Origin of the sequence: Granulicella sp. dw_53, assembly GCF_018449545.1 — a bacterium.
In the GTDB taxonomy this organism is placed as follows: Bacteria; Acidobacteriota; Terriglobia; order Terriglobales; family Acidobacteriaceae; genus Edaphobacter.
In genome coordinates this window covers 135556-161267 of the sequence record NZ_JAAVUR010000011.1, presented here as the reverse complement: position 1 = coordinate 161267, position 25712 = coordinate 135556, and the positions used below count along the sequence as shown (strand labels likewise).

At 57.9% G+C, this 25712-nt stretch carries 18 protein-coding genes and 1 tRNA gene; 13 read left to right on the top strand and 6 right to left on the bottom strand.

All coding sequences use genetic code 11. From position 1 onward, the window contains the following. Positions 1-359 precede the first annotated feature (359 nt). The 3 genes from HB393_RS17460 (at position 360) to HB393_RS17450 (ending at position 2908) form a co-directional block, all read left to right on the top strand. The gene (locus HB393_RS17460; RefSeq protein WP_213806469.1) at positions 360-1649 is read left to right on the top strand and encodes a hypothetical protein; all 1290 of its coding nucleotides are present in this window, start codon (positions 360-362) and stop codon (positions 1647-1649) included. A gap of 127 nt (positions 1650-1776) precedes the next feature. Continuing rightward, entirely contained in the window at positions 1777-2538 is a 762-nt protein-coding gene (locus HB393_RS17455; RefSeq protein WP_213806468.1) for a hypothetical protein, read from the top strand. A 115-nt stretch (positions 2539-2653) separates the two neighbouring features. Continuing rightward, a complete protein-coding gene (locus HB393_RS17450; RefSeq protein WP_213806467.1) occupies positions 2654-2908 on the top strand; it encodes an acyl carrier protein in 255 nt (84 codons plus the stop codon). Positions 2909-3216: 308 nt separating this feature from the next. Here the strand turns inward: HB393_RS17450 and fucP are convergent, their stop codons facing one another. Genes fucP through HB393_RS17435 form a run of 3 tightly spaced genes read right to left on the bottom strand, consistent with a single transcriptional unit; the run spans position 3217 to position 6472 of the window. Further along, entirely contained in the window at positions 3217-4557 is a 1341-nt protein-coding gene (gene fucP / locus HB393_RS17445; protein WP_255551268.1) for an L-fucose:H+ symporter permease, read from the bottom strand. 26 nt (positions 4558-4583) lie between these two features. Beyond that, positions 4584-5588: a zinc-binding alcohol dehydrogenase family protein gene (locus tag HB393_RS17440; RefSeq protein ID WP_213806466.1), complete on the bottom strand. Its 1005-nt coding sequence runs from the start codon at positions 5586-5588 to the stop codon at positions 4584-4586. A gap of 50 nt (positions 5589-5638) precedes the next feature. Next, on the bottom strand, positions 5639-6472 hold the full coding sequence (locus HB393_RS17435) for an amidohydrolase family protein (protein WP_213806465.1): 834 nt from the start codon (positions 6470-6472) through the stop codon (positions 5639-5641). A 172-nt stretch (positions 6473-6644) separates the two neighbouring features. Between HB393_RS17435 and HB393_RS17430 the strand changes: the two genes are divergently transcribed. The 6 genes from HB393_RS17430 to HB393_RS17405 all read left to right on the top strand — a co-directional run bounded on the left by HB393_RS17430 (position 6645) and on the right by HB393_RS17405 (position 13615). Continuing rightward, positions 6645-8996, top strand: coding sequence for a xanthine dehydrogenase family protein molybdopterin-binding subunit (locus HB393_RS17430; protein ID WP_213806464.1), 2352 nt, complete (start codon positions 6645-6647; stop codon positions 8994-8996). A 210-nt stretch (positions 8997-9206) separates the two neighbouring features. Then, positions 9207-9686, top strand: coding sequence for a (2Fe-2S)-binding protein (locus HB393_RS17425; protein WP_213806463.1), 480 nt, complete (start codon positions 9207-9209; stop codon positions 9684-9686). A 3-nt stretch (positions 9687-9689) separates the two neighbouring features. Continuing rightward, positions 9690-10553 (top strand): FAD binding domain-containing protein, encoded by an 864-nt coding sequence (locus HB393_RS17420; RefSeq protein ID WP_213806462.1) that lies wholly within the window; start codon positions 9690-9692, stop codon positions 10551-10553. A gap of 1106 nt (positions 10554-11659) precedes the next feature. Next, positions 11660-12796 carry an XdhC/CoxI family protein gene (locus HB393_RS17415; RefSeq protein WP_213806461.1) on the top strand — a complete coding sequence of 379 codons (1137 nt, stop codon included), beginning with the start codon at positions 11660-11662 and terminating at the stop codon, positions 12794-12796. Beyond that, positions 12793-13356, top strand: a complete 564-nt coding sequence (locus HB393_RS17410; RefSeq protein WP_213806460.1) for a nucleotidyltransferase family protein — start codon at positions 12793-12795, stop codon at positions 13354-13356. The genes HB393_RS17415 and HB393_RS17410 overlap by 4 nt, the downstream gene beginning before the upstream one ends. Positions 13357-13538: 182 nt before the next feature. Continuing rightward, positions 13539-13615: transfer RNA gene (locus HB393_RS17405), tRNA-Pro, on the top strand. Positions 13616-14088: 473 nt separating this feature from the next. On the opposite strand, the gene HB393_RS17400 is transcribed toward HB393_RS17405, so the two are convergent. Beyond that, a complete protein-coding gene (locus tag HB393_RS17400; RefSeq protein ID WP_213806459.1) occupies positions 14089-15342 on the bottom strand; it encodes a hypothetical protein in 1254 nt (417 codons plus the stop codon). 586 nt (positions 15343-15928) lie between these two features. On the opposite strand from HB393_RS17400, the gene HB393_RS17395 reads away from it, so the two are divergent. The 4 genes from HB393_RS17395 to HB393_RS17380 all read left to right on the top strand — a co-directional run bounded on the left by HB393_RS17395 (position 15929) and on the right by HB393_RS17380 (position 23713). After that, entirely contained in the window at positions 15929-19240 is a 3312-nt protein-coding gene (locus HB393_RS17395) for a TonB-dependent receptor (RefSeq protein WP_345945274.1), read from the top strand. Between the two features lie 44 nt (positions 19241-19284). Further along, the gene (locus tag HB393_RS17390; RefSeq protein ID WP_345945272.1) at positions 19285-20694 is read left to right on the top strand and encodes an alkaline phosphatase family protein; all 1410 of its coding nucleotides are present in this window, start codon (positions 19285-19287) and stop codon (positions 20692-20694) included. A gap of 313 nt (positions 20695-21007) precedes the next feature. Continuing rightward, entirely contained in the window at positions 21008-23437 is a 2430-nt protein-coding gene (locus HB393_RS17385; protein WP_213806457.1) for an alpha-galactosidase, read from the top strand. 105 nt (positions 23438-23542) lie between these two features. Beyond that, on the top strand, positions 23543-23713 hold the full coding sequence (locus tag HB393_RS17380; RefSeq protein WP_213806456.1) for a hypothetical protein: 171 nt from the start codon (positions 23543-23545) through the stop codon (positions 23711-23713). A gap of 168 nt (positions 23714-23881) precedes the next feature. Here the strand turns inward: HB393_RS17380 and HB393_RS17375 are convergent, their stop codons facing one another. After that, positions 23882-24514: an NAD(P)H-binding protein gene (locus HB393_RS17375; protein WP_213806455.1), complete on the bottom strand. Its 633-nt coding sequence runs from the start codon at positions 24512-24514 to the stop codon at positions 23882-23884. 279 nt (positions 24515-24793) lie between these two features. Beyond that, a complete protein-coding gene (locus HB393_RS17370; RefSeq protein WP_213806454.1) occupies positions 24794-25630 on the bottom strand; it encodes an SDR family NAD(P)-dependent oxidoreductase in 837 nt (278 codons plus the stop codon). Positions 25631-25712 lie beyond the last annotated feature (82 nt).

Below are 25712 nucleotides of genomic sequence, written 5' to 3'. Positions count from 1 at the left end.
CAGATCGGTACGTCAGCAACCGCGCACCCCAAACCTTGCATCTCTACTATCTGACGCTCGAGGGAAATGGGTTTTGAAGTTACTCAAAACATTAGGATGCAACGCTCGCCCTGAAAGAATGTATCTTCGCCCCAACAAGATGGACGCGGAAGATCATTCCCTCCCTCAAGCGCGCACAGCTTCAGGAGCGCATAAGATAAACCCGTGATGCAAACTCACCTGCCTCCTCTATCCGCGCAGAAACATCGTGAGTAACTGCATGTAGTCCGGACCATAGGTTTAAGATGATGAACGTCCCTGAATTGTGCATCCTTAATCAGACCTTCCCCTCGTAGCACCAGGAAAGACGGGATACCCCGATGGCCCTTACTCCCAGCAACGTCGACGCCACCACCGACTCCCCGGCTAACGCCGCAGAACCTGCCAAAGCTGCCTCCATAGCCCCGGACACCGCCGGCACTCTGCTCATCGGCCTCACCTCGCTTCCACCCGAGGCCCTCGAAGCCACCCTGACCAACCTCGCCCTCGCCTTCTCCGCCCCCACCTCGGGTCAAAGTGGAAACCGGAACATCCTCGTCACCACCCCCGACGCCGGCAATCCCATCCTCACCGGTGGCTCCTTCGGCAACCTTCGCCTGATCCCCTACACTGCTGCAACGCCCGCGGTCGGAGCGCTCTATCTCACGGCGGCGGACTACCTCAACACCTTCAAGGTGGCGCAGGAGCACAAGGTAACCGCCTGCATTCTGCTTGGACCGGAGTCCCAGTCCCTCACTCCCGTTTCGATCCGCGCCCTCGCATCCGCCTTGATGGACCCTACCGGCAAGGCCCCCACCGACCTCGCTGTCCCGCGCTACAACCTCGGGCCCCACGAAGGCCTGGTCAACTCCGCCATCCTCTATCCTGTCACCCGAACCCTCTACGGAGCGCAGCCGCGCTATCCCCTCGCCATCGATCTCGGCCTCTCCCTTCGCATGGCCGAGCGCCTCGCCGCAATCGCCCAGACCTTCACTGCCGCCGGACAGAACGATGCCATCCTCTGGCCCGTCGCCGAGGCTGCCGCCGCCAACTTCGTCATCACCGAGGTCGACAGCGGCCCCCGCAGCCTGCCGCAGCCCGCGTCCATCGACCTGAATGCTCTGCTCGCCCAGGTCGCCGGCTCCTTCTTCAACGACATCAACCTCAAAGCCAGCTTCTGGCAGCGCGTCCGCACCATCCAGCCCCTGCGGGAGGTCTCCATGCTGCGAGCCCCCGCCGAGGGCTGGCCCGACGTCACCCCGATGCTTGCAGCCTTCCAGCTCGCCTACACCAACCTGCACGAGATCTGGGCGCTCGTCCTGCCTCCCAACTCGCTGCTTGGCCTCAAACGTCTCTCCCAGATGCCTGTGACCAGCTTCCGCATGAGCGATGCTCTGTGGATCCGCATCGTCTACGACTTCGTCCTGGCTCATCGCCTGCGTACCATCAACCGCGGACACCTGCTGGGCGCGTTGACTCCCCTCTACCTCGCCTGGGTCGCGTCGCACATCATCCTCGCCGAAAGCGGGACCGCCCCAGAGCAACACATCGAGGAGTTGGCGACGAACTTTGAGAATGACAAGGCCTATCTGGTGTCGCGTTGGAGATGGCCGGATCGATTCAATCCATAAAAAGACAAAGAGAGCTTTAAAAAGAAAAAGACAAAGAGAGCTTTAAAAAAAGATTTAAAGACAGATAGTTCTAGAACGACCAGCCTGGTTTCCAGTCGCCCGCAGCACCCCGTAAGGAGACGACATTATGTGGCAACAAGTTAATTCCGCACTCAGTGAGTCCGCCCACCGCGTACTCTTCAATCTCGCCAGCTTCCTGCCTGGCCTGGTCGCCTTGTTGGTCGCCGTCCTTCTCCTTACCCTGATAGGTTCCGGCCTCGCCGCGCTGCTGCGCCGCGTCCTGGTCGCAGTAAAGTTCGATGAGCGCCTCTCCCGCAACCAGGCCGCGGCCGCCATCAGCAACATTCAGGAGTGGTCCCCCGCTCACAGCCCCACCGTCCTGGTGACCAGGGTCGTCTTCTGGGGCTGCGTTCTGCTGGGCGTCATCGTCGGCATCTCCGCCTTCAACGCCTCCTACTCCGACAACTCGAACATCTCCGTCTTCATCCTGCCCTATCTCACCCACTCGGTAGGCGCGGTCATCCTGCTGCTCATCGGAAACCTCATCGCCCGCTTCCTCTCGCGTTCGGTGCTCATCGGAGCCGTCAACGCCCGTCTCCAGTACGCCCGCTTCCTCTCCCTTGGGGTCAAGTGGCTGGTCCTGGTGCTTACTGCGGCGATGGTCCTGGATCACCTGCAGATCGGCGGCACCGTCGTAGACCTCGCCTTCGGCATCCTCTTCGGAGGCATCGTACTCACACTCTCCCTGGCTATCGGACTCGGCTCGCGCGACCTCGTCAGCCGCTCCATCGAAAAGAGCACCACCGACGGCCCCGTCACATACGATCCTCCACCCAGCCCGGAAGCACCCCGTCCCCCGACACCCATCGATACCCTGCGCCACTTCTAGGATCGCAACAGCTTGTAGTCTCTAGCTAGAGTCATAGCGCAGGGGTCGGCAAAATCCAGTCCGATCCCTTGAGTGTCGGCGAGACCCGAAGCACCTAAAGGAAGTCTCAAAGCACATGCAGCAGCAGGAAATCTACGCTCAACTCACCGAAATCTTCCGCGACGTCTTCGATGACGACACCCTCGTCCTGACGCCCAGCCTCACTGCGGCGGACGTACAGGAGTGGGACTCCTTCAACCACATCAACCTGATCGTAGCCGTAGAAGCCGGCTTCAACATCAAGTTCCAAACCGCCGAGCTGGAATCCCTGCAACAAGTAGGCCACTTCGCCGACCTGATCCACCAAAAGCTAGCCTCCCAAGGCCGCTAGACAAACAAAAAACATCTCTCCGAATATCAAAAATTTGTCATCCTGAGCGAAGCCTCTCGCAGTCTCATCGCGAGAGGCGCAGTCGAAGGACCTGTGGTTGCACTTGCAGTTGCTTGTTCCACGCCTCTACTCTCCTCAACTCAAGCACAACAGCCCGGGTGCCCCATCCTTCGCGCCTCTGTCTCTTGCGAAGGGTGGGAGGTAAACAATCCCCAGCCGCACCGTTGTTCCTCACCACCGAAACACTTCGGGGGCCTATCCTCCTAATCACCCGACGATTGAGGAACCACAACCTTCCCCAACCAACATCAAAGAACCTTAGCCACGACAGCAACCTCACGAGGCCGCACCCGCCCCGCCAAAAACCCATAAAGCGAAACCCCAGCAAACCCCACCGCCGGCACAATATACCCGTCCGCCAGACTCCCGCTCCGCTTAGCAATCCAACCCAGAATCGGCGGAAACACAGCCCCACCCACAATCGCCATCACCAGGAATGATCCAGCCAGCTTCGTACTCGCCCCCAACCCCTTCAAGCCCAGCGCGAAGATCGTAGGAAACATGATCGACAGAAAGAAGCTGCTCGCCACAATCGCATAAGCGCCCAGCATCCCCGGCCGCGTAATCGCCAGCGCGATCAGCAGAACGTTCGCCGCTCCATAAGCTCCCAGGATCTTGCTCGCCGGAATGTACTTCATCAGCGGCGTCGTCACAAACCGCCCCACCAACATAGCGATCAAAGTCGCCGTCAGATACCCAGCAGCAGTCCTCTCACTCACATTCGTGTACTGCTTCATATAAGGAATCAAGCTGCTCCAGGTCGAGACCTGCGCGCCCACATTGCAGAAGTTCGCCAGCACCGCAAACCAGAGATGCTGAAAGCGCAGCAACTGCTTGAAGCTCCCCTGGTCCTCCGCAACCGAATGATCTTCATGCTCGCCCCGCAGCGAAGGAAACTTCATCCGCGAAAGCACCAGCGCAAACAGCAGCACCACAGAACCCAGCGCCAGATAGGTCGGCACCACCCGCATCAACTCCGTGTGCAGATAAGCCGCATACGTCCCAGCCTGCCGCATCGCCGCAACCTCCGGCTCGCGCAGCTCCACTCCCGAAAAGATAAACTGCGCCCCGATAATCACACCCAGCACAGTCCCCGGCGGATTGAACGACTGCGCGAAGTTGAGCCTCCGCTCCGACGTGGCCGCAGGCCCAAACTGGGCCATAAACGGATTCGCCGCCGTCTCCAGCACCGACGCTCCGCAACCCACCGCGAACAACGCAATCAGGAATGGCACATACTGCCCGCTCACCGCCGCCGGCCAGAACAGCACCATCCCGCCGCCGAACAGCACCAGCCCCAACACCATCCCCGCCTTGTACCCCCACCGCCGCATCACCAGCGCCGCCGGAATCGCCATGCAGAAGTAGCCAAGAAAGTTCGCCGTCTGTACCAACTGCGCCCCGAACTGCGAGAGCTCGAAAGACTTCCTAAACTGCTGCACCAAAATATCCGTCAGGTTGTTCGACATCCCCCACAGAAAGAAGAGCACAGTGACCAGTACAAATAACGTCATCTGCCCAACAGGAAAGACTGACTGCCCCACACCCGCATCTTTGTTCGTTGCATTGGTCGACGTTGACACCTGCATTCGTTACTCCAATCGTTACGACATCCCTAACTCACCTGCACCAGGATCTTGGTAAAGTCCGCAGGCCGAGCGCTCCACTCTCCCAGCATGCGGGCAGCATCCTCCATCGAAACAATCGCGCTCACCGTGTCGTCCACAGGAAAACGCCGCGCCTCCAGCATATGAATCACCTGGCGAAAGTCATCCGGCAAAGCATTCCTGCTGCCCAGAATATCCAGCTCCTTCTGCACGAATAGTCGCGTCTCATACGACACCGGCTCCTTGGCATACCCGATGTACACCACGCGCCCGGTAAATGCGACCTCCTCCACCGCCGCTCGAAACGTAACCGGCAGCCCGATCGCCTCGATCGTCACATCCGGCCCCTGCCCTCCGGTGATATCGGCCAAACGAGCATGCAGATTCTCCCGCGCCGTGTTGATGCGGTGCTTCGCCCCGGCCTTGCGCGCAATCTCCAGCTTCGCATCGTCCATATCGATCGCAATCGTCTCCGCATCGCGAAACGCAGCACCCGCAATCGCGCCCAACCCAATTGCTCCACAGCCGAAGACCGCCACCGAGTCCTCCGCCTGAACCCGTCCCCGTGCCACCGCATGAAAGCCCACCGTCAGCGGCTCAACAAGACACAATTCCTTCAACGAAAGATTCGCAACATACAGCTTCTCGCGCGGCACGCTGATGAACTCGATCATCGCTCCATCGCGCTGCACTCCCATCGTCTGGTTATGCTGGCAAGCGTTCACCCGCCCTCTCCTGCACGAGGGACAAATCCCACAGCTCGTATAAGGAGACACAGTAACCGCCGTCCCCGCCGCGAGATCTCCGCCACCCTCCACCACCAGCGCCGCAACCTCATGCCCCAGCACCCGGGGAAACGTCACCATCGCATTGCGTCCGCGAAAAGTATTGAGGTCTGTGCCGCACATCCCCACCATCTTGACCTGCAGCAGCACCTCACCCTTCTTCCCTTCGACCTCGGCTACGTCGGCCACTCCAGCCACGCCCGCCGCTTCCATCCGAAACGCCTTCATCCACTCTCCCGCCGTTCTCTTCTATTCTCCTATGGACGCAACGCGAATCCCTAAAGTTGATACACATTGATTGCGGTCCCACCAAAGACCGCATCGCGCTCGTTCTCCGTAAATCCGGCAAAGTAACTCCGCAGCAGATCGAACCACTGCGTGTACCCACTCGCCACCAGACACACCGGCCAATCCGAACCCACTATCAGCCGCTCCGCCCCAAACGCATCCACCGCGACATCCAGATAAGGCTTAAGCGTCTCCGGGGTCCAGTTCTTCCAGTCAGCCTCCGTAACCAACCCACTCACCTTGCACCAGACATTCTGACGCAACCCAAGCTCCCGCATATTCTCCGCCCAGGGCTCCAGAATCCCCGCCCCAATCTTCGGCTTCGCAATGTGATCCAGCACAAACACCTGCTCCGGATACTCATCGACGAACTCGATCGTCTGCAGAAGCTGCCGCTCATAGACCAGAATGTCGTACACCAGTCCGCTGCCGCGCATCGCATACATCCCAGCATTGAAGTCCGCTCTTAGAATGTAGTTCTCGTCCTCCTCCGACTGGATCAAATGCCGCAGCCCCTTCAGCTTGGGCCGGTCCTCGAACTCCTCCATCACCCCCGGAAAGTCCTCGCCCGCAATCGGAGCCCACCCCACAACACCGCGTATCGCCTCGTTCTCCTCTGCCAGATCCAGCAGCCAGCGCGTCTCATCCAGCGTCTGCCGAGCCTGCACCGCCACCGTCCCGTCAATCCCGGCGCCCGCAAGCTCCGCCATCAGATCCTTCGGCAGAAAATCCCGCCGAATCGCCTTCATATCCTCATCCAGCCATCCATACTCCTCAGCGTTATACCGCCACAGATGATGATGGGCATCAATCTTCTCTACCACTCCGTCTCCCTGCTGCGCCCAGCGCAGTCGTCCAATAAGTCACATAGCAACAGCGACAAGTTGCTGCCAAGTCTAACGTACTCACACCAACCCCGTCAGCCTTCAGCCTACCCCGAATCGACGCCACCCCTGATTCGTTCTATCCTTACCCGATATCCGAAACCCTTACCCGATGCCTGATCTCCTCCAGACCGTAGGCTTCTCTCCCATCCGTAAGGAAGGCGCCGCCAAGGTCCTCGGCCAGGCAAAGTACGTCGACGACCTCTCCTTCCCCGGCATGTGGTTCGGAGCCACCGTCCGCAGCTCCATCGCCCGCGGCCGCATCGTCTCCATCACCTTCGATCCCGCCATCCCCTGGGATGAGTTCGTCATCGTCACCGCCGCCGACATCCCCGGCCAGAACACCATCGTTCACCTTACCCACGATCACCGCTGCCTCGCCTCCGACCGCGTCAACCACCCCGACGAGCCCATCCTCCTCCTCGCACACCCCGACCGCGCCGTCCTCCCCGCCGCCGTCGCCGGAGTTCACATCACCTACAAGGAGCTTCCCGGCGTCTTCACCATCGAAGAGTCCGAGGCCCCCAACGCCCCCGCCATCTGGTCCCCCGCCCCAGCCGACCACCAGCACTCGACCCAGAAAAACACCTTCAAGACCTACCTCATGGAGTCCGGCGACACCTCCAACCTCGACCACATCTTCGCCACCGCCGACTACATCGTCGAAGGCGAGTACCGCACCGGCGCGCAGGAGCAGCTCTATATCGAGAACAACGGCGTCATCGCCGAGTACTCCGCCACCGACGGCGTCACCGTCCACGGCTCCCTGCAGTGCCCCTACTACCTCGTCCACGCCCTGGAGCTCGTCTTCAACCTCCCCGAAGAAAAATGCCGCGTCATCCAGACCGAGACCGGCGGAGCCTTCGGCGGCAAGGAGGACTTCCCCTCCGTCATCGGCTCCCACGCCGCTCTGCTCGCCATGAAGTCCGGCCACCCCGTAAAGATCTGTTACGACCGCGCCGAAGACATGGCCGGCACCACCAAGCGCCATCCCAGCCGCAGTCGCCACCGCACCGCCGTCAGCAAAGACGGCAAGATCCTCGCCGGCGAAATCGATTTCGCCCTCGACGGCGGTGCTTACGCCACCCTCACCCCCGTCGTCCTCTCCCGCGGCACCATCCACGCCCCCGGCCCATACCATTGGCCCGCCTTGCGCGTCCGGGCTAAGGCCATGGCGACCAACCTGCCGCCCCACGGAGCCTTCCGCGGCTTCGGCGCGCCACAAAGCATCTTCGCCACCGAACGCCACATGAACAAGATCGCCAAGGTCGTCGGCCTCTCCCCCGAAGAGCTTCGCCGACGTAACCTCCTCGGCATCGGCGACCACACCGCCACCGGCCAGCTCATCACCGACACCGTCAACATGCAGCACCTCCTCACCCGCGCCCTCGACGAATCCAGCTACCACGCCAAACGCGCCGAGTTCGCCCGCACCAACCCCTCCTCGCCCATCAAGCGCGGCATGGGCTTCGCCACCTTCTTCCACGGCGCAGGATTCACCGGCTCCGGCGAACGCCGCCTCAACTCCCTCGTCCACATCGAGCTCACCCCCGAAGGCCGCCCCCAGATCCTCGTCTCCGCCACCGAGTTCGGTCAGGGCACCAACACCATCCTCTGTCAGGTCGCCGCCGAGACCCTCCACCTGCCCTACGAAGACGTCCTCATCGCCCAGCCCGACACCTCCCACGTTCCCAACTCCGGCCCCACCGTCGCCAGCCGCACCGCTATGATCGTCGGCAAGCTGGTCGAACGCGCCTCCCAATCTCTCCGCAACACGCTCTCCCCATACCTGCCGTCCACTAGCGAAACCTCCACAACCCCCTACACCCCAGCAGAGTTCCGCTCTGCCGCTCTGGCCTACCTTGCCGAACACGGCACCCTCGTCGCCAGCGCCCGCTACGAAGCCCCCGGCGACATCCTCTGGGACGACGAGAGCTACCGCGGCGCAGCCTATCCCGCCTACGCCTGGGCTGTCTACGTCGCAGAGGTCGCCGTCGATACCACCACCTACTCCGCCACCTGCACCGACTTCTACGCCCTGCAGGAGGTCGGCAAAGTCCTCCACCCCGTCCTCGCCAAAGGCCAGATCGAGGGCGGTGTCGCCCAGGGCATCGGCTACGCGCTCTACGAGAAATGCGTCTGGCAAAAGGGCCACATGGCCAACAACCAGATGACCAACTACATCATGCCCACCAGCGCGGACCTGCCTCCCATCCGCGTCGCCTTCGAAGAGATCCCCAGCGTCCACGGCCCCTTCGGAGCCAAGGGCATCGGTGAGCTCCCCATGGACGGACCCGCCCCCGCCATCCTCAACGCCATCGAAGACGCCACCGGCATCGCCTTCACCGAAATCCCCCTTCTCCCCGAAGACATCTTCGAGCGCATGACCAGCACCCCCGAATCCGGCAGCGAAGACCTGGAACCCACCAACGCCGGCCCCTACTTCAGCGAGACCACCGCATGACCCCCGTCACGAAAACTCACACCCAGCCACAACCGCGGGTGCCCCACCCTTTTTGCAGTCTCATCGCAAATAGGGTGGGGTATCGTGCGAAGCACGACCGCCTTCCTTCCCCAACCCCACAACCCCCGGATACCCCATCCTTCGCGCTTCTGCAAACGGTGGAAAGTAAACCTCCAACCCCCACCTTCCTCTCCCCAAGCTAAGCCCAAAATGACCCAAATCACCTTAACCATCAACGGCGAAACCAAAACCATCGAAGCTCCACCGATGAAGCGCCTCCTCGACCTCATCCGCGAAGACCTCCACCTCACCGGCACCAAAGAAGGTTGCGGCGAAGGCGAGTGCGGCTCCTGCTCCGTCCTCATGAATGGAGAACTGGTCAACTCCTGCCTCGTCCCCGCCCTGCAAGCCAATGGAGCCCGCATCTGCACCATCGAAGGCATCAGCACCAAAGGCCGCCTCCACCCCATCCAACAGTGCTTCCTCGAAAGAGGCGGAGCCCAGTGCGGCATCTGCACCCCCGGCATGATCCTCGCCACCCACCATCTGCTCGAAAAGTATCCGCAACCCACACTGTTACAAATACAGGAAGGCCTCGCCGGGAACCTCTGCCGCTGTACCGGCTACACCCGCATCTTCGACGCAGTCCAACAAGCCATCCTCAAAACCCAACAACCAACCAACAACTAAGACATGCGCTCGAACCCCTCCCACTACGAACTCACCACCCCGGCCACCCTCGAAGCCGTCCTCGACATCCTCGCCTCGGATCTCGGCCCCTACACCCCCATCGCCGGAGGCACCGAGCTGATGGTCGCCCTGGGAGCCGGCCGCCTCGCAACCCGCAAGCTGGTCTCCATCAATCATCTTCAAGAGCTACGCTTCATCGCCACCACCCCCGAGACCCTCACTCTCGGCTCCGGAACCACCTTCACCGACCTCCGCAAAGATCCCGTGATCGCCACCGACTTTTCGCTCCTCAGCCAGGCCGCCAGTTGGACCGGCTCCATCGCCAACCAGAACCGCGGCACCCTGGGCGGCAACATCGTCAACGCCTCCCCCGCCGCAGACTCGCTCCCCGCCCTGCTCGCCTACGAGGCCGAACTCACCCTCGTCTCCGCCCGCGCCACCCGCACCATCCCCTACGCCGGCTTCCACCTCGGCTATAAAAAAACCATCCTCCGCCCCGACGAATTACTCCACAGCATCACCCTCAAACGGGACTTCCGCGAATACGCCCACTACGCCCGCAAGGTGGGCACCCGCAACGCACAAGCCATCTCCAAAGTAGCCATCGCCGCGCTGGCCCGCCTCAAAGACGGCCTCATCCAAGACATCCGCATCGGAGCCGCCAGCCTCCGCGACCGCCCCATCCGCCTCACCGCCACCGAGCGAGTTCTCCAAAACCAACCCATCACCCGAGAAACGATCGCAGCAGCCCGCGCAGCCCTCACCTCCGAAACCCAACCCATCGACGACATCCGCTCCACCGCCAAATACCGCGCCGCCGTAGCCGCCAACCTGCTCGAAGAATTCCTCCACCAACTCAAACCCTGACATACCCCATTCATCTCACCCTGCCACAAAAGCGGGTGCCCCATCCTTTTTGCAGTCTCATCGCAAATAGGGTGGGGTATCGGGCAAAGCCCGACCGCTTTCCTTTCCAGAACCCACAAAGCCGGGGTGCCCCATCCTGAGGGCCTTTGTCTCTCGCGAAGGGTGGGATCTACGCTCTCCCCCGCCACAAATCCAGATGCCCCACAAATTTGTCATCTTGAGCGAAGCCCCTCGCAGTCTCATCGCGAGGGGCGCAGTCGAAAGACCTGCGGCTGCACTTGCAGTTGCTTGTTCTTGCCGTTGTTCTCCCCAACCCAACCCCACAAAGCCCGGGTGCCCCATCCTTCGCGCCTTTGTCTCTCGCGAAGGGTGGGATCTACGCTCTCCCCGCCACAAATCCAGATGCCCCACAAATTTGTCATCTTGAGCGAAGCCCCTCGCAGTCTCATCGCGAGGGGCGCAGTCGAAAGACCTGGGGTTGCACTTGCAGTTGTTTGTTCTTGCCGTTGTTCTCCCCCCAACCCAATCCCACAAAGCCCGGGTGCCCCATCCTGAGGGCGCCTGATCGCCCGATGGGTGGGGAACCGATACCTTCCCTGTGGCACGCACTTGCTGTTGCTTGTTTTGCGCCATCATCCTGGCCTCTGGAGCGAGCGAAGGGAAGACAGCATAACCGGCCGTTGGAGCTGAACAAAACTTCCCTTCCATCTTCCAAACCCCAGCAAAATCACATGTCAAGCCCCCAAAAACACCAACTCACTGATTCCAAACCAAATAAACCAGTGGCACTTTAGTTTCCCTCCATTCCATAAAATAGAACTAGAGATCAAAACCCCGGCAATTTTGCCGGGGGTTTTGCCGTTGAAAGGAGCGAAGTCGTTGCGCATCACGTATTTGGACGCAAGCCCAATCCTTGCAATCAGATAGCGGGAATCACACCCGCTATGTCGTTGCAAGGATTACACTTCCACCCAAATACCCCCTAGGGGGGTACCCCCCTGAATCAAGGGGACCTAGCCAGATAGAACTGGTAGTGTTTGACGCGGCCCAAGTACTATGGAGCCAATCAAACAAGACGCACGGCAGCAACGGGTAGAAGGGGCAGCATGATGGAGCGTCGGCAGATCACGAATCTGGCTCGCCAGGGGAGACTATCCGCCCTGGTGACCCTGGTGCGAGTCGAAGGCTCCTCCTACCGTCGGCCAGGAGCACGCATCCTGGCAACGACGGACGGAGAATACGCCGGAACCATCAGCGGAGGATGTCTGGAGGGCGAGCTGGTCCGCAAAGCCGCATGGATGGTCCGCAGCGGAGCGGTCATCAAGCAGTACTCAACCCTCTTCGACGACACCGCGAACATGCCCTATGGGCTGGGCTGCGGTGGAGTAGTCGACCTGCTGATCGAGCCCGTGGACACGCCGGAGTTTCAAGCAGCAATAGAGGCCATGGAGGCTTCGCTCCGTGGAGAGTCCAGCGTGATGGTGAGCTTCCTCCCCGATCCCACCTCCAGCAGAGGTCTGCGACGATTGGTGCTGGCCTCCGACGGCCACGTAGTCTTCGCGAGCGAAGGTCTGAAAGAGACAAAGATCGAGTGCGCACGCACTCTGGCACCGGGATACGAGTACGAGGGACGCTTCGTCGAGGAGCTTCGACCACCCCAGCGGCTTGTAGTGCTCGGAGCAGGAGAAGACGCCAGGCCGATGGTCAGCATGGCTTCATCCCTGGGCTGGAACGTTGTGGTCGCGGATGGCCGCGCCCAGTTGGCAAGGGCAGAACGCTTCCCTGCAGCATCGAAGGTGGTATGGATCACAGGCTCCTCTCCAGAATTATTAGTAGAGCAGCTAAGAATCTCCTCCGAAGACGCCGTAGTCCTGATGACCCACAGCTTCGAACAGGATCGGGAGCTGTTAACGACGCTTCTGCCCATCGCGCCACGCTATCTGGGAGTGCTCGGAGCACGCCACCGCAGCAGTCTGTTAGTCAGTGAAGCAGCGGCCAGGATCGGACTGTCGGTAACAGAGTGCTGTGCACGGCTCTATGCGCCGATCGGTCTGGACCTCGGAGGGGACGGTCCAGAGGCGATCGCCCTGGCAGTAATCGCCGAAGCCCAGGCCTGTATCCAGGGGAAGTTAGGAGCCTCGCGCAGGCTATCCGCAACCGACGTAGCGGAGCAGATCGCGATAGGAAGCACCAACCAGTACCTCCACCAGCAATGTGCCTTGGATGAGGTCGCCACGCAGTGAAGGTCGCCGGAATCATCCTGGCCGCCGGATCCTCCCGCAGACTTGGCCGTCCAAAACAAACCATCGTTCTGGCCGGAGAAACGCTCCTGGAGCGAACGCTTCGCGTAGCCCTCGAAGCCGGACTGAATCCCGTCTATATCGTCGTCTCCAGCGAACAGAACACCAACTTCGGACTCGAAACCCTCCCAGGCTGCACCACAGTCCTGAACGAAGCCGCCGAAGAAGGAATGGCCTCATCGATCCGCGCAGGAGTGAACGCCGCCGCGAACGCAGGCGCAGAAGCAGTCGTAATCATGGCCTGCGATCAGCCAGCCGTCACATCCGAGCATCTGCGCAACCTGGCCAAAGGCGGACAAGAAGTCATAGCATCGGAATACGCTGGACGCCGCGGAGTACCAGCCTACTTCCCAGCCCAAGTCTTCCAAGAGTTAACGACTCTCCAAGGCGACACAGGAGCCCGAAACCTCCTGCAAAAAGCCACCTACCTGAACCTCCCAAACGGAGAACTGGACGTAGACACCGCAGAAGAACTCCAACGAGCACAAACCCTGTTCGAATAGATCTTCAGCCAACGACAACACCTACACAGAACCTATGACCACCAGCAAGACACACGGAGAACCAACCCAGCCTGTGCACGACCCACTTCCACTCCCACAGCCAATCTCTGCTAAACTGAATCAGTCGGTAAGCGGACCAGCAGGCCACCCAGGCACCTGAGCAATACGGATCGCAACAAGTTCGGGGCGTAGCGCAGTCTGGTAGCGCACCTGGTTCGGGACCAGGGGGTCGGAGGTTCGAATCCTCTCGCCCCGACCATTTAAACTCTTTTATTATCAGCCTTTACCACTAGAAGAGGCCGTTTGGGATAATCAAAGCTAACATCCGCTTGGCGGAAGCTTTGTTTTTGAGGTTGTTTCAGCGTCCTAGCAATGATGTCTGCGGTCGCGTCGTCCCACAGCATCAGCCTCGCCCTTGGTCTTGAATCCTTGCGCATCGTTTGGCGACGTACCCATCCAAAAACTCGCTTCAATGGGGTTTGAGCAAGACTTCGGCAGGCTGCTTAGGCAGGGCGGCATTAAGACAGAGCAATATCGAGACGGCAGGCGGTGCTATCTCCTAAGGCGGTCAACGCGGTAGCTGCCTTGGTCGCCCAGGCATTGGACAAGGCTGTGCGGTGGCGATTGATTGAACGTAACCCGATGGCGGAAGTGCAGCGTGCCACTGCTCATTAGAAGGAAGTCGAGATCATCGAACCGTAAGCGAGGTGAAGAAAGACCCGCGGTCCGAAATCATTTGCCCCAAACTCTTTTCGCGATGATTGACGAATCGGTCGCATTTCCCTGGAGGTTCTTAGTCCCGATCAACAATTCAAATGGAGGAATTGACCCGTCGGAACCGGCAATGGATTTCAACCATTTTGAAAACAGGGCTCCATTCAGAACAAAGTTGCCAGCCGATTGTGTTCCCGTTATCCATAGTCCACCCAAGGACAACACCATACCCTGCCCGCCTGGATTAGGAAGGTAGGCCACATCTCCATATACAACAGAAGCTCCAAGAGTCCCTGGCTCAGGCTTGGGAATATATTCTTTTAGTTCGCCATCATGGGGATGACGATTAGCGAAATAGAACCCCCTCTTACCGTCAGGGGCCAGAACGAAGTTCATCGATGGCTCAATGAGTGAAACCCATGGGTTCGCCTGTCGAGACCCGATGAGAATGAGGTTTGAATTGCCGGCATCTGCCGGTCTGAGATCACGAGCAAAGATGGTGGTTGTGCGTTCCGCATTCCATTCTGGCAGATGAGATAGTTGCGATGACAAGGTAAGGTCAACGAAGCTGCTATAGCGCCGTGAAGCCAGATCAAAAGTTAGCTCCTGAGGTACCTCAGAAGCGATAGTCTTTGCTCGATTAGGATCGCGATACACGCCATCGATGTAGTCGGAGAGAGTGACCACTTGGCCAGTCACCGTTTCATAGAGTACTAGTCCGCTATCACCGGAAACGATTAGCGTTCGTCCGTTAATTGGAAACAGCTTACTCCAAAACCTGTATTCGATTTCAGTTTGCGTTATCTCAGAACGTCCCGCCGCCAGCGCTGAGTCATGGCGAAGGTGAAGCACGCCTGCGATGAGGGCAGCAGAAATGGCAAGGCCAGCAAGAAAAGGTCTGATCCATTGACGACCAAATATCTTGTTTTGGGGCAACGCTTCTGGCAACAGAATAGGCTCAAGAGGGTCGGAGGCTGCGAAGCCAGATGGCCTTTCCTCTAGGGCGTCCTCCTCGGCGCAGGCTTCTGCTGCCCGGGGCGCTTCGCTCTCCAGAGTGTAAAACCGGGGAACGTAGCCGCCTCTGGGTATCTCGATCCGCATCGCTTCATGAGCGCCCTCGGTGCTGAAGTAAGACTCGAGCTTTTGGCGTAGTCGCGTCGCATGGGATCGTACGATCCCATCCACAGCCGGATCGTAGTTTGGCGATCTTCCATAAACTTCTATCCCGATCCGCTGTTCGTTGATCGCGTCGGCTCGGTTCGAGATCGCCATCTTGCAGACATACAGCAGAAGCTTGGGCAGTTGCTCCGACCGTGCAAAGGTTGAGGACTTTGCGACGCGTCGCGCAAGCAACCAACGAGCGTCCTGCGAATGGGACTTAGGCTCACTCTCGATACTTGTGGCTGATATAGACACGCTTGTTCTCCCAGTAGAAGCCAGTTGCGTGAACGGTATGTAAACCAGGGTCTTGCAACAGTTGCAACCAACTATTGTGAACCCTCTGTAAATCATTTATTCAATGCCACTTGGCGCCGAAATCCGGCTTTCACTGTGAAACACCGGAGTGAATTCTTCAACAGGGCCCTACAGTCACGGTAGCCATAGCTTGTCATCATTCGATCGCCGTTGACCACACTAAGCCAATGTCGCATCAGTCGGCCCCTGCTTGGAGAGCGGCCGCGTTCTATTCGAATCTTTCAAACACATCACCGGCAATCCTGATTTCTTTCGGTTTATGGAGGGCAACATCCCGATGAAACATACAAGACTCAAGTGGATTCAATTTGCGTGCATACTCATTTCGCTCGCTCTATGTCAAAGCGGGCTCAGCCAGAGCACTGGAGCAACTCTTCTTGGCGTGGTCCGGGATTCCGGAGGCGGCACCGTCAAGGGGGCCGTGGTGGCAGCTACAAATACTGGAACGAATGCCCGGACTACCGGGCTCTCCAATGAAAATGGGGAGTATTCAATTCTTAATCTCCAGCCTGGAACTTACAGATTGAACATTCAGGCAAAAGGCTTTCAGTCCTATGAGCAGACCGGCATAAAGCTCGACCTGGATCAACACGCTACCCAGGATGTCGCACTTGAAGTGGGACAGCTTCAACAATCAGTGACAGTTAATGCGGACGTCTCCGGACTGGATACTGTTTCTTCCATCGTCAGCGACGAAGTCAATGGAGTACAACTTCGCAATCTACCCCTCAATACCCGTAATCCTTACTCCTTGCTGGCCCTGGTACCGGGTTTCGCAGGATCAGTCGGGGACGACTATAACGCCGTTGGCTTCTCCGTGAACGGTGGTCGCCAGGGATACACCGACACGCTTGTGGATGGAACGCCCGCCGGCTTTCCGACGGTGAACGGCAATGCGGGCATCGGCGTCTTTCCCTCGATCGACGCTATCGGTGAATTTCGTGTCCTGGCGCAGAGCTATCCGGCTGAGTTTGGCCGCTCCCTCGACGGTATCGTCAATGTCGTCTTCAAATCCGGTACAAACCAATTCCATGGAACTGCCTTCGAGTTCATTCGCAACAATGCTCTCGACGCCAACGACTACTTTTCCAATCAGCATGGGGTACCACTGCCGCCGTTTCATCGCAACCAATACGGAGGAGTCTTAAGCGGCCCGATCTACAAGAACAAGACCTTCTTCCTGGTGTCCACCGAGCTGTTGCGCCAGAACTCTTTCCAGTCCGTGACCACGACCGTTCCGACGCAAGCGCAGCGGAATGGCGACTTCTCGCAGACCTTCGGCGCCAACGGTCAATTGATTACCATCTTTAATCCCTTTAGCACCCGAGCCAATCCGAACGGCTCCGGCTTCATCCGCGATCCCTTCCCCAATAACGTGATTCCTAAAGGAATGTTAAGCGCCGTGGCGCTGAAGGCTCTCACCTATTTTCCCCTTCCCAACACCCAAGGAAATCCAATCACGAACGCGAACAACTATTTTGCCAGCGGCAGTCAGATCAACCAGATCACGTCCTGGGATGTTCGTATAGACCACAGCATCAGCGACCGCCAGAAGGTCTTCGCCCGATACTCGAACCGCGTCGTTGACAATAATCCCAATCCGCTCTTTCCGGCTGCGCAAGCGGTTGCCGAAGACCTCATCGACAATCAGGACTTTGCTCGCGATCTGACGGTAGGTTATACGACCACCCCCAGTTCCCGAATGATCTTCGATGTGCGTCTGGGCTTTTCACGAACCCTATTCAACTTCCTCAATAAAAGCCTTGGCTTTCAGGCGTCGAGTCTTGGCCTGCCGGGCAGTCTCGATCAGGCGGGCGGCACTGCTCTCTTCCCGGTCTTTTCGCCAAGCGGCTACACGCATCTCGGCGACGCTGGCAACCGCCATAACGCCTTCATGACCTATAGCCTGCTCTCCTCTCTTACCTGGGTACATGGGCCGCATACCTTCAAAGCAGGTTTCGATGGACGCCTAATCCGGGTAAACGATCATGAGAGCAACGACAGCTCAGGAAACTTCACCTTCGGGACCAACTTTACACAGGGGCCCAATCCAAACGCCGCCAGCGCGAACACTGGCAATGGGCTGGCGACTATGCTGCTCGGCACCGGCACGGGCGACCTCACTCAAAACTTCAAGGACGATGCATCACAGAGCTACTATTTCGCGGAATATCTGCAGGACGATTGGCATGTGAACCGGAAGCTAACACTGAACCTAGGCATCCGGTATGACCTGGATACGCCACGCACCGAGCGCTTCAATCGCATGAACTACTTCGATCCCACAGTCTCATCGCCACTGTCGTCTGTAGTCTCGGGGTTACAGGGTGGCCTTGTCTTTGTCGGGGTCGATGGCAAGAGCCGGCATCAATACCATATGGATGCCAACAACTTCGCTCCGCGCGTGGGCTTTGCGTACGCTGCCACTTCGACAACGGCAGTTCATGGAGGCGGGGCAATCGTTTACGGACCATCGGCACAGGCTGCAGCCGGTACCGTCGGCCCGTATGGCTTTCGTGTGCAGAATACCTGGGTTAGCTCGCTTGACGGAATTACGCCCTTTAACACTTTAGACAACCCCTTTCCTCAAGGGTTTCAGGCACCTCCGGGAGCTTCAGATGGCCTGACGACGGGCGTTGGCGGCCAGATCGAAGGTGTACTGCAAAATACACCCACGCCGTATGTCATCCAGTACAACCTCGACGTGGAGCAGACCCTGCCTCATGGGCTGACCTTCGATATCGCGTACGTTGGAAACCGCGGACGTAAGCAGCAGCAGAGCAGAGAAGGCGGTATCGACTTCAACCAGCTACCGAAGGGGGATCTGGCCCTGGGATCCGCTCTGAACAGTAGTGTGGCGAATCCATACTTCGGCTCTATTAGTACCGGCGCGCTGGCAGCCGCGACCACCTCGCGCGGGCAGCTGCTCGAGCGATATTCACAATTCACCAGCGTGCTTCCGCTTTTTCTTGCCGGTGGCAATAATCAATATGACGGACTGCAACTCCGCCTCAACAAGCGCTTCTCGTCTGGATTCCAACTGCAGGGATCGTACGTCTGGTCGAAGAACTTCGACAATGGTACGACCCATCAGGACAGCTTCAATCCGATGGGTGACTACGCGGTCAGCTCACAGGACGTCAGCCAACGCCTTGTCGTGAGCTATATCTACGAACTGCCAATTGGGCGAGGCCGGCTTGTCGGCGGTCACATGTCGCGGCTTGAGGACGTCGCGCTTGGCGGTTGGCAGGTCAACGGCATCACGACCATCCAGGGCGGCACTCCGCTGCAGATTAGTGCGAGCAATACTCTATCCAACTTCAACTATCAGACCTTGTACGCAAATACGAACTTCCAGAACGCATCCCTCTCTGGAGATATTCACAATCGGCTTAATCGATACTTCAATACGTCGGACTTCAGCCAACCGGCGCCTTTTACCCTTGGCAATGGACCCGCGTACTACAGTAATCTGCGCTCCCCGGGCCTCGATAGCACAGACCTTTCGGCCTTCAAGGAGTTTGGCTCTGCGGAGCGGCTCAAGCTGCAGTTCCGTGCCGAAGCGTTCAATGTCTTCAACCATGTTCAATTCGGTGCCCCCAACACAAGTGTCACTGATGCTAGCTTCGGTCAGATCACGAGCCAGGCAAACTCTCCACGGCAGCTGCAGTTCGGACTCAAATTGTTGTTCTAATCGCATCTACGGGAGCCGTCCCCAACGGCTCCCCACTTCTTCGCGTGGATAAGATCTACACGATTGCGGTGCTGCATATGAAGCCGCAGAAACGGATTCTCTTGAAACAGATGTCTCTCCTACTGTTGACAGCCGTTGTAGGATGCACTGTCGTACTGGCACAAGCTCCCATTAATAATGGAGCTAAAAAACCGATCGTCATTCTCATTACGATTGATGGCTTTCCGGCTCGTGCGCTCGAGGACCCGCGTCTGCCCATGCCAACCCTGCGCGCTCTAGCTGCACAGGGCGCAGTTGCGATGGCCATGCAGCCGATCAACCCCACTGTAACCTGGCCGAACCATACCTCCCTCATCACCGGAGTGAATGCGAGCCAGCACTACATTATGGCAAACGGCCTTATTACTTTTCCCACGGATGGCAGCGCTCCAAAGATCGAGCCATGGGTTGACAAGGACAAACTGGTCCATGCCCGAACGCTCTATGAGGCGGCGGCTGAGAAAGGGCTTACCACCGGGCAAGTCGATTGGGTGGCGATCTATGGTGCAAAGGGCGTGCAGTGGCAGTTCGGCGAGAAGCCCGATATTCATGATGTGATCCCTCAAGAGCTGATCGCGCATGGCATTGTCACCAGAGAGCAAGTCGAGAAGTTCGGCGAAAAGAGTAGCGCAGCATGGCGCGACCAGGTTTGGACCGATGCCGCAGTCGATATCATCGAAAAGCACACTCCAAATCTGCTGCTATTGCACCTCCTCCAAAGTGATTCTACCCAGCATCAATATGGCCCGCTCACCCCAGCGGCGTATCTTGCATATGCCTACGCTGACCACTGTCTGCAGCGTGTCGTTGATGCAGTGCGCAGTGCTGGCGCATTAGATCGTACAACCTTCATACTCGCCTCGGATCACGGCTTCGCTACCTATACTCACACCATTGCTCCCAATGTTGCTCTTGTAGACCAGGGACTGATTCGGAAGGAGGGCAACGGGTACGTTGGGGATGTCTGGGTCAAGGCCGAAGGAGGCTCTGCATCACTTTATATACGCAATGCGAGCCGCCGTGCGCAGCTATTGCCGAAGCTGAAGGCATACTTCGCTGGTTTACCCGGAGTTTCGCGGGTCTATACCAACGATGAAGCGCAGTACATCGGTTTGCCTTCGGATACAGCTTCGGATCAGGCACCGCAACTCTACCTTACCGCCGCGCCGGACTATGCCTTCAGTGATAGTGTCGACGGGCCGCTTATCAGGAACAACCCTCCGCGCGGTCAGCATGGATATCTGAACACCATGCCCGACATGCAGGCGCTCTTTGTCGCCTCCGGCGCGTCGATCAAACCTGGGATCCATTTGGGCACAATCTCCAACTTGCAGGTTGCTCCGACGATTGCCAAGATTCTCGGCGTACAACTTCCGGACGCCATCGAACCGCCATTGAGCCAGATTCTCCGCTGAGAGCAGTAATCGCTCGCTGACGTGATGTTCGTTCTCGGTATCGACAGTTTTGGCGGACAGAATCGCTATGTGTAACTGGGTGAAGAGATACCGGCGCCGTCTTGGCTCGTGGTTGCGATCTGATTTTCCACCTATTGTGTGAGGTGACTTTTGTAGGGTCATATCGTCCATTCCTCATACCAAAATTGAGAAGGCTGCGCTTTGCGCGGTTGCGTCATCGGGTGCCAGGATGTCAAGAATCAGTATTCAATTAGCGAAACAAGTGCGCGTTCGGAGCCGATCCGCAATTAGGCGGTTTCGCTGGGGATCCTTATTGGCGATAACGAGTCTTGCCCAGGGATTCGGACAGTCCACAAGCGTTGCTGCGCACCCGTATCTGGGCTGGAGCAGTTTCAGTTCACAGACCCAATCAAATGGCTTCCTGACTCAAGCCAATATCGAAGCGCAATCGGACGCGCTGAACTCTTCGGTCCTCGAAGAACACGGCTTCACGTACATCAACATCGACGACGGCTGGCAGAAGGGTTACGATTCTAGCAGGCGCCCCACCCCGAATCCAACACTTTTCACAGACATCGCGGGTTTGATTTCGCATATTCACCAAAATGGGCAGAAGGCTGGGATCTACTGGCGGCCCGGCATCCCCCAAGAGGTCCTTCAAGCTAACCCTCTCATTTCTGGGAGCACGCGCTACGTGAAGGATATCCTCGCTGTGCCCAACGCTCCGGGAAACGTTTTTGCGGCGTCCGACGCGACAGCGGCTCTCTCCAACTACAAGATTGATTTCAGCAACTCGGCCGCACAACTTTATGTTAATTCGATCGTGAACCTGTTCGCGTCGTGGGGTGTGGACTACATCAGGCTGGACGGTGTCGCGCCCGCGTTGGGTGTGTTGACCGTGGACAACCAGCAAGAGGTTCAGGCCTGGGCTCAAGCAATTAGCAAAGCAGGACGCCCCATGTGGCTCACCGTATCGACCGGAGTCGAGCTGAGTGACTTCAACACATGGGGAACCTATACCAACGCCCGTCGCATTGGAGCGGCGATCGAATGCAAAGGCGCATGCAGTACCCTCACCGATTGGGCCCTGACTTCGGAACGATGGTTTGATCTGATAGGTTGGCAAACGTTCGCCAGCTTTCAAACAGGGTGGAACGATCTAGGGCCGCTCGAAATCGGAACCCTAGCGTCTACCGGCTTATCGAGTGTGGAGCAACAGTCGGCGATCACCCTGTGGGCCATGGCCAATGCGCCGCTCTATCTTGGTGGCGACATGGGCGCCATCGATACCAATGGGACGAACCTCCTGACAAACGATGAGGTGCTTGGAGTGGACCAGACGGGAGCGCCTGCGACCCAGCTCGCCGGTGGACTTATGCCGGTATGGGTCAGCGATCTGGGCAATGGAGCGTTTTACGTTGCGCTCTTCAACCTCAACGCTTTTCCAGCGGAGGTTGCAGTGAGGTGGGAAGATCTTGGCTTTATCGACGCATCGAACGTCCGCGATGTGTGGAACCGCAAGGACCTTGGTGAATTCAAGCAGAAGTTTTCAAGCGTCGTCCTGGGCCACGGCGTTCGGCTCTTGCGCGTCACCAAATCCGGAACTGTGGACCAACAGAAGTCCCAGGGGTACTTGGCGTTCCTGGGAGTGACGCACGGAAAGACAGCCTTTATTCGTTGCCCTACCACCTGCGCTTCCGGGCACGAGGTGGTCAAGCTAGGGCTGGAAAAGGAAAATTACGTCGACATCCAAGGAGTGCATGTAGCGAAGTCTGGAATCTACCGCATGAAAATCGATGCCGCGACGAATGGGCCGAGCGATCTCTTTTATCAGGTCAATGGAGGTGCCGAAACCGCCGTGAAGATCGGCGGCAGCAGCTTCAGCATACCGTCGAACACGATTGTGCCCGTGTTCTTGAAGGCTGGAGATAACATTATCCGGTTTCAGAATCCTACTGGCATCGCTCCCTATCTCGACCGCGTCACGATCATTGGCAACGGAGATCTCCCGAACTCTCAGATAGTGGTCTACGATGCCGAAGTTGGCGTCCTTGAGGGGAACGCGACGCATGCTCCCTGCGTGTACTGTTCGGGAAACACGCAGGTTATCACTCTCGGCGGAAAGCCGGACAACGATGTTCTTTTCGACAATGTTGTGGCTCCCGGCGCTGGGATGTACATGATGGAGATCGATTTTGTGACAAAGGGGAGTCGGTATCTTTGGGTCACGGTCAATCACGAGAAGCCATTTCAGCTCAGTCTCACAGGAGATAGCGATTCACTACCCACAAGCGTGGTCGTCCCCATATCGTTAAAGGACGGCAAAAACAGCATCACCTTGGGCGGCGGGAAAGATGATGCTCCCGGAATCGACAAGATCGTCATCGGGCCTCCCGTACCGGCCAGTAGGCTTGTCATGGGTTTCATTTCTCGTAGAGGCTCATCGGACGATCGCACTTGGACGTTGGAGCTTGCCAATTTAGGGAAAGAAGACTTAAAAGCGGCGCAACTCAACTCGCTTTCTTTCGTGCAAGCAAGCGGAAAAGGATCTTGCCAACCTTCGCTTTTGACGGCATTCCCGATCACCGTCGGCGACATTCCCGCTCAATCATTCAAGACCTTTGAGGTTTCGATGGATTTCTCGCAATGCGCTAGCGATGCGCGATTCAACACCAGTGCTTCCTATTCATCCGACCTTGGGGCCATTGCAGCTGGTGTCGTCGACGTATCGCTCGAGCGGTAATTCAGGCCGAAGACCATCTACGAAACACCGTCCGGCCTACTGATGATGTACCGCCAGCGAGCGCTTTTACCGTAGGGCGGCCTACCATCGAAAGCCATCCCCAGCATGGGTGAGCGTGCCTCCTTCGTATGGCATGATCGGGACGGCTGTGCCGTCGATCTGCACCACGGCTACATGACGAACTGGGTGGCGCTTTCGGCATCCTCAACCGGCAGTGTGCCAGCGATCGCACTGATACTGCGTGGACAATTCGCAGGCGAGGCACTCTGCAAATAGGGCTCCATTGGAGGTGCCCATCGCGAAGAACCTGCTGCGGTCTGCAGGATACTTCCTTCTAACTGATGGCAAGCCAACTTCTTAGCGCTTTGGGTCCTGCCTCCATGACGGGACGGAGTAACATTGATCACTCACCGACATCAACCAATGTTTACTGCATTGCGATTCTCAGTTCATTTCTTCAGCGTAGATCCAATGACACCCTCTGGTTGCGATGATGATTGAGTCGAGTAACTTAGCAGCAATGACATTTGCCGGATTGACATGGAATTTTTTCGGCAGGATCGGAGCTAGAAGTCGAAGCAGCGTCAATACCGCTCCCTCTGTAGCCCTTGCTTCATTTCGTTCTCCGTCAATGAGGCTGGGTCTGCAGATCGTAAGGGATCGGAATCCGATTGCCTGGATGTCCCTCTCCACCTCTCCTTTGGTTCTGTAGTAGAGGCTCCTTGAATCGGGAGATGCGCCCATGGCAGACACAATCGCATACGTTTCTACGCCGGCAGTATGCGCAGCTTTGCCCAATGCAACCGATAGTTCGTAATCGACATAATGGAACGCTTTCTTCGAGCCTGCTTTTGCCTGGCTTGTTCCCAATGCGCATATGACCGCATCCGGCTTGCACGACATCAGAATCGGAATAAGCTCCTCCAGGCATGCCCCGACCGGGTTCACTAGTTTTTCGTCCGGTGGCAGTGGCTTTCGTGTTGGTGCAATCACTTTTGAAATAGCGCCATTGGAGAGAGCGAGTTTCAGTGTCTTGCTTCCCACCAACCCGGTAGCACCCAGCAGTAGTAGTTTCATCGTCAGGATCTCCCATCCAAACATTCGAACTAACGTGAAGCAGGAAAGATCGTTTTGGTCAGGGCTTTATTCGCCATGTATCCACCACGCTAATTTCGATCTTGCCAGCCCAATCGAGGACACGATACGAGATTGGAATTGTTCTCACCGGTGCTCATCGTACCCTCAAGCATCGACGGCGTCGATCTCGTGTGTCCTGCTCTAGACAACTCGTGCGATGGCGAGGGCAACAGAAAAAGGCGAGTCTTGGCTCGCCATGGCTGGCCAGACCACGCCGTTTTATGCATGTTGCTCGCCCTGAGCTGCGTTCGATACGGCTTCCCATTTATCCCAGTTGTTCATCCGCGCCTCGTAGGCCGCTTTGAATTTCGCAATCGTTGTCGAAGTCGAACCGAGCACTAAGCGAAGGGGCGGCTCCTTGGCATCCACGGCGCTGAAGATCGCTGCGGCGGTTGCTAAGGGATCGCCAAAATCTTCGGGTTTGAACGACGAACGAATGACCTGGCGTATCGGGTTATAGGTCTCCATGGCCGACGGCGATTTCACGCCTGAGCGAAAACCCGTGGTGAAGTGGCCCGGTTCTATGATCGTGACTTTGATTCCGAACGCTGCCACTTCGCCCGCCAGCGCTTCCGACATCGCTTCGATGGCAAATTTGCTGGCAGTGTAACTTCCACCGGTCGGGAAACCGATAATGCCGCCGATGCTCGATACCGTCAGGATGTGACCGCCGCCCTGTGCCCGTAAGATCGGCAGCGCGGCCTGAACGACCGAGAGTGTCCCAAACACATTGGTGTCGAAGTTGGCTCTGACCTGCTCGGGGTCCAACTCCTCGATGGCCCCCATGTAACCGTAACCGGCGTTGCACAGAATGACATCTAAGCGCTTGAAATGTGCGACCGCTTGACCGACCGCCTTGAAGACCGCATCGCGATCCGTTACATCGAGTGGTAGAACCAGGACCTCATCCCCGTAAGTTTTGACGAGATCATCGAGCGCCTCCGGATTTCGTGCAGCGGCGACAACCTTGTCGCCGCGTTTCAGGGCGGCTTCTGTCCAGACACGGCCAAACCCTCGCGATGCACCAGTAATGAACCAAACCTTTGACGACGGCATAATAGAGCTCCTTGTGCAACAAAATTGCACTAGGTGTAAATTATCGCACTCAGTGTAAATTTGTCAATAGAACTCCTCTGCC

Excerpts from the sequence above, each read along its gene's own strand:
- HB393_RS17460 (WP_213806469.1), top strand. The coding sequence starts at position 360 with ATGGCCCTTACTCCCAGCAACGTCGACGCCACCACCGACTCCCCGGCT.
- HB393_RS17455 (WP_213806468.1), top strand. The coding sequence starts at position 1,777 with ATGTGGCAACAAGTTAATTCCGCACTCAGTGAGTCCGCCCACCGCGTA.
- HB393_RS17450 (WP_213806467.1), top strand. The coding sequence starts at position 2,654 with ATGCAGCAGCAGGAAATCTACGCTCAACTCACCGAAATCTTCCGCGAC.
- fucP (WP_255551268.1), bottom strand. The coding sequence starts at position 4,557 with ATGCAGGTGTCAACGTCGACCAATGCAACGAACAAAGATGCGGGTGTG.
- HB393_RS17440 (WP_213806466.1), bottom strand. The coding sequence starts at position 5,588 with ATGAAGGCGTTTCGGATGGAAGCGGCGGGCGTGGCTGGAGTGGCCGAC.
- HB393_RS17430 (WP_213806464.1), top strand. The coding sequence starts at position 6,645 with ATGCCTGATCTCCTCCAGACCGTAGGCTTCTCTCCCATCCGTAAGGAA.
- HB393_RS17425 (WP_213806463.1), top strand. The coding sequence starts at position 9,207 with ATGACCCAAATCACCTTAACCATCAACGGCGAAACCAAAACCATCGAA.
- HB393_RS17420 (WP_213806462.1), top strand. The coding sequence starts at position 9,690 with ATGCGCTCGAACCCCTCCCACTACGAACTCACCACCCCGGCCACCCTC.
- HB393_RS17415 (WP_213806461.1), top strand. The coding sequence starts at position 11,660 with ATGATGGAGCGTCGGCAGATCACGAATCTGGCTCGCCAGGGGAGACTA.
- HB393_RS17400 (WP_213806459.1), bottom strand. The coding sequence starts at position 15,342 with ATGGCGATCTCGAACCGAGCCGACGCGATCAACGAACAGCGGATCGGG.
- HB393_RS17380 (WP_213806456.1), top strand. The coding sequence starts at position 23,543 with ATGGGTGAGCGTGCCTCCTTCGTATGGCATGATCGGGACGGCTGTGCC.
- HB393_RS17375 (WP_213806455.1), bottom strand. The coding sequence starts at position 24,514 with ATGAAACTACTACTGCTGGGTGCTACCGGGTTGGTGGGAAGCAAGACA.
- HB393_RS17370 (WP_213806454.1), bottom strand. The coding sequence starts at position 25,630 with ATGCCGTCGTCAAAGGTTTGGTTCATTACTGGTGCATCGCGAGGGTTT.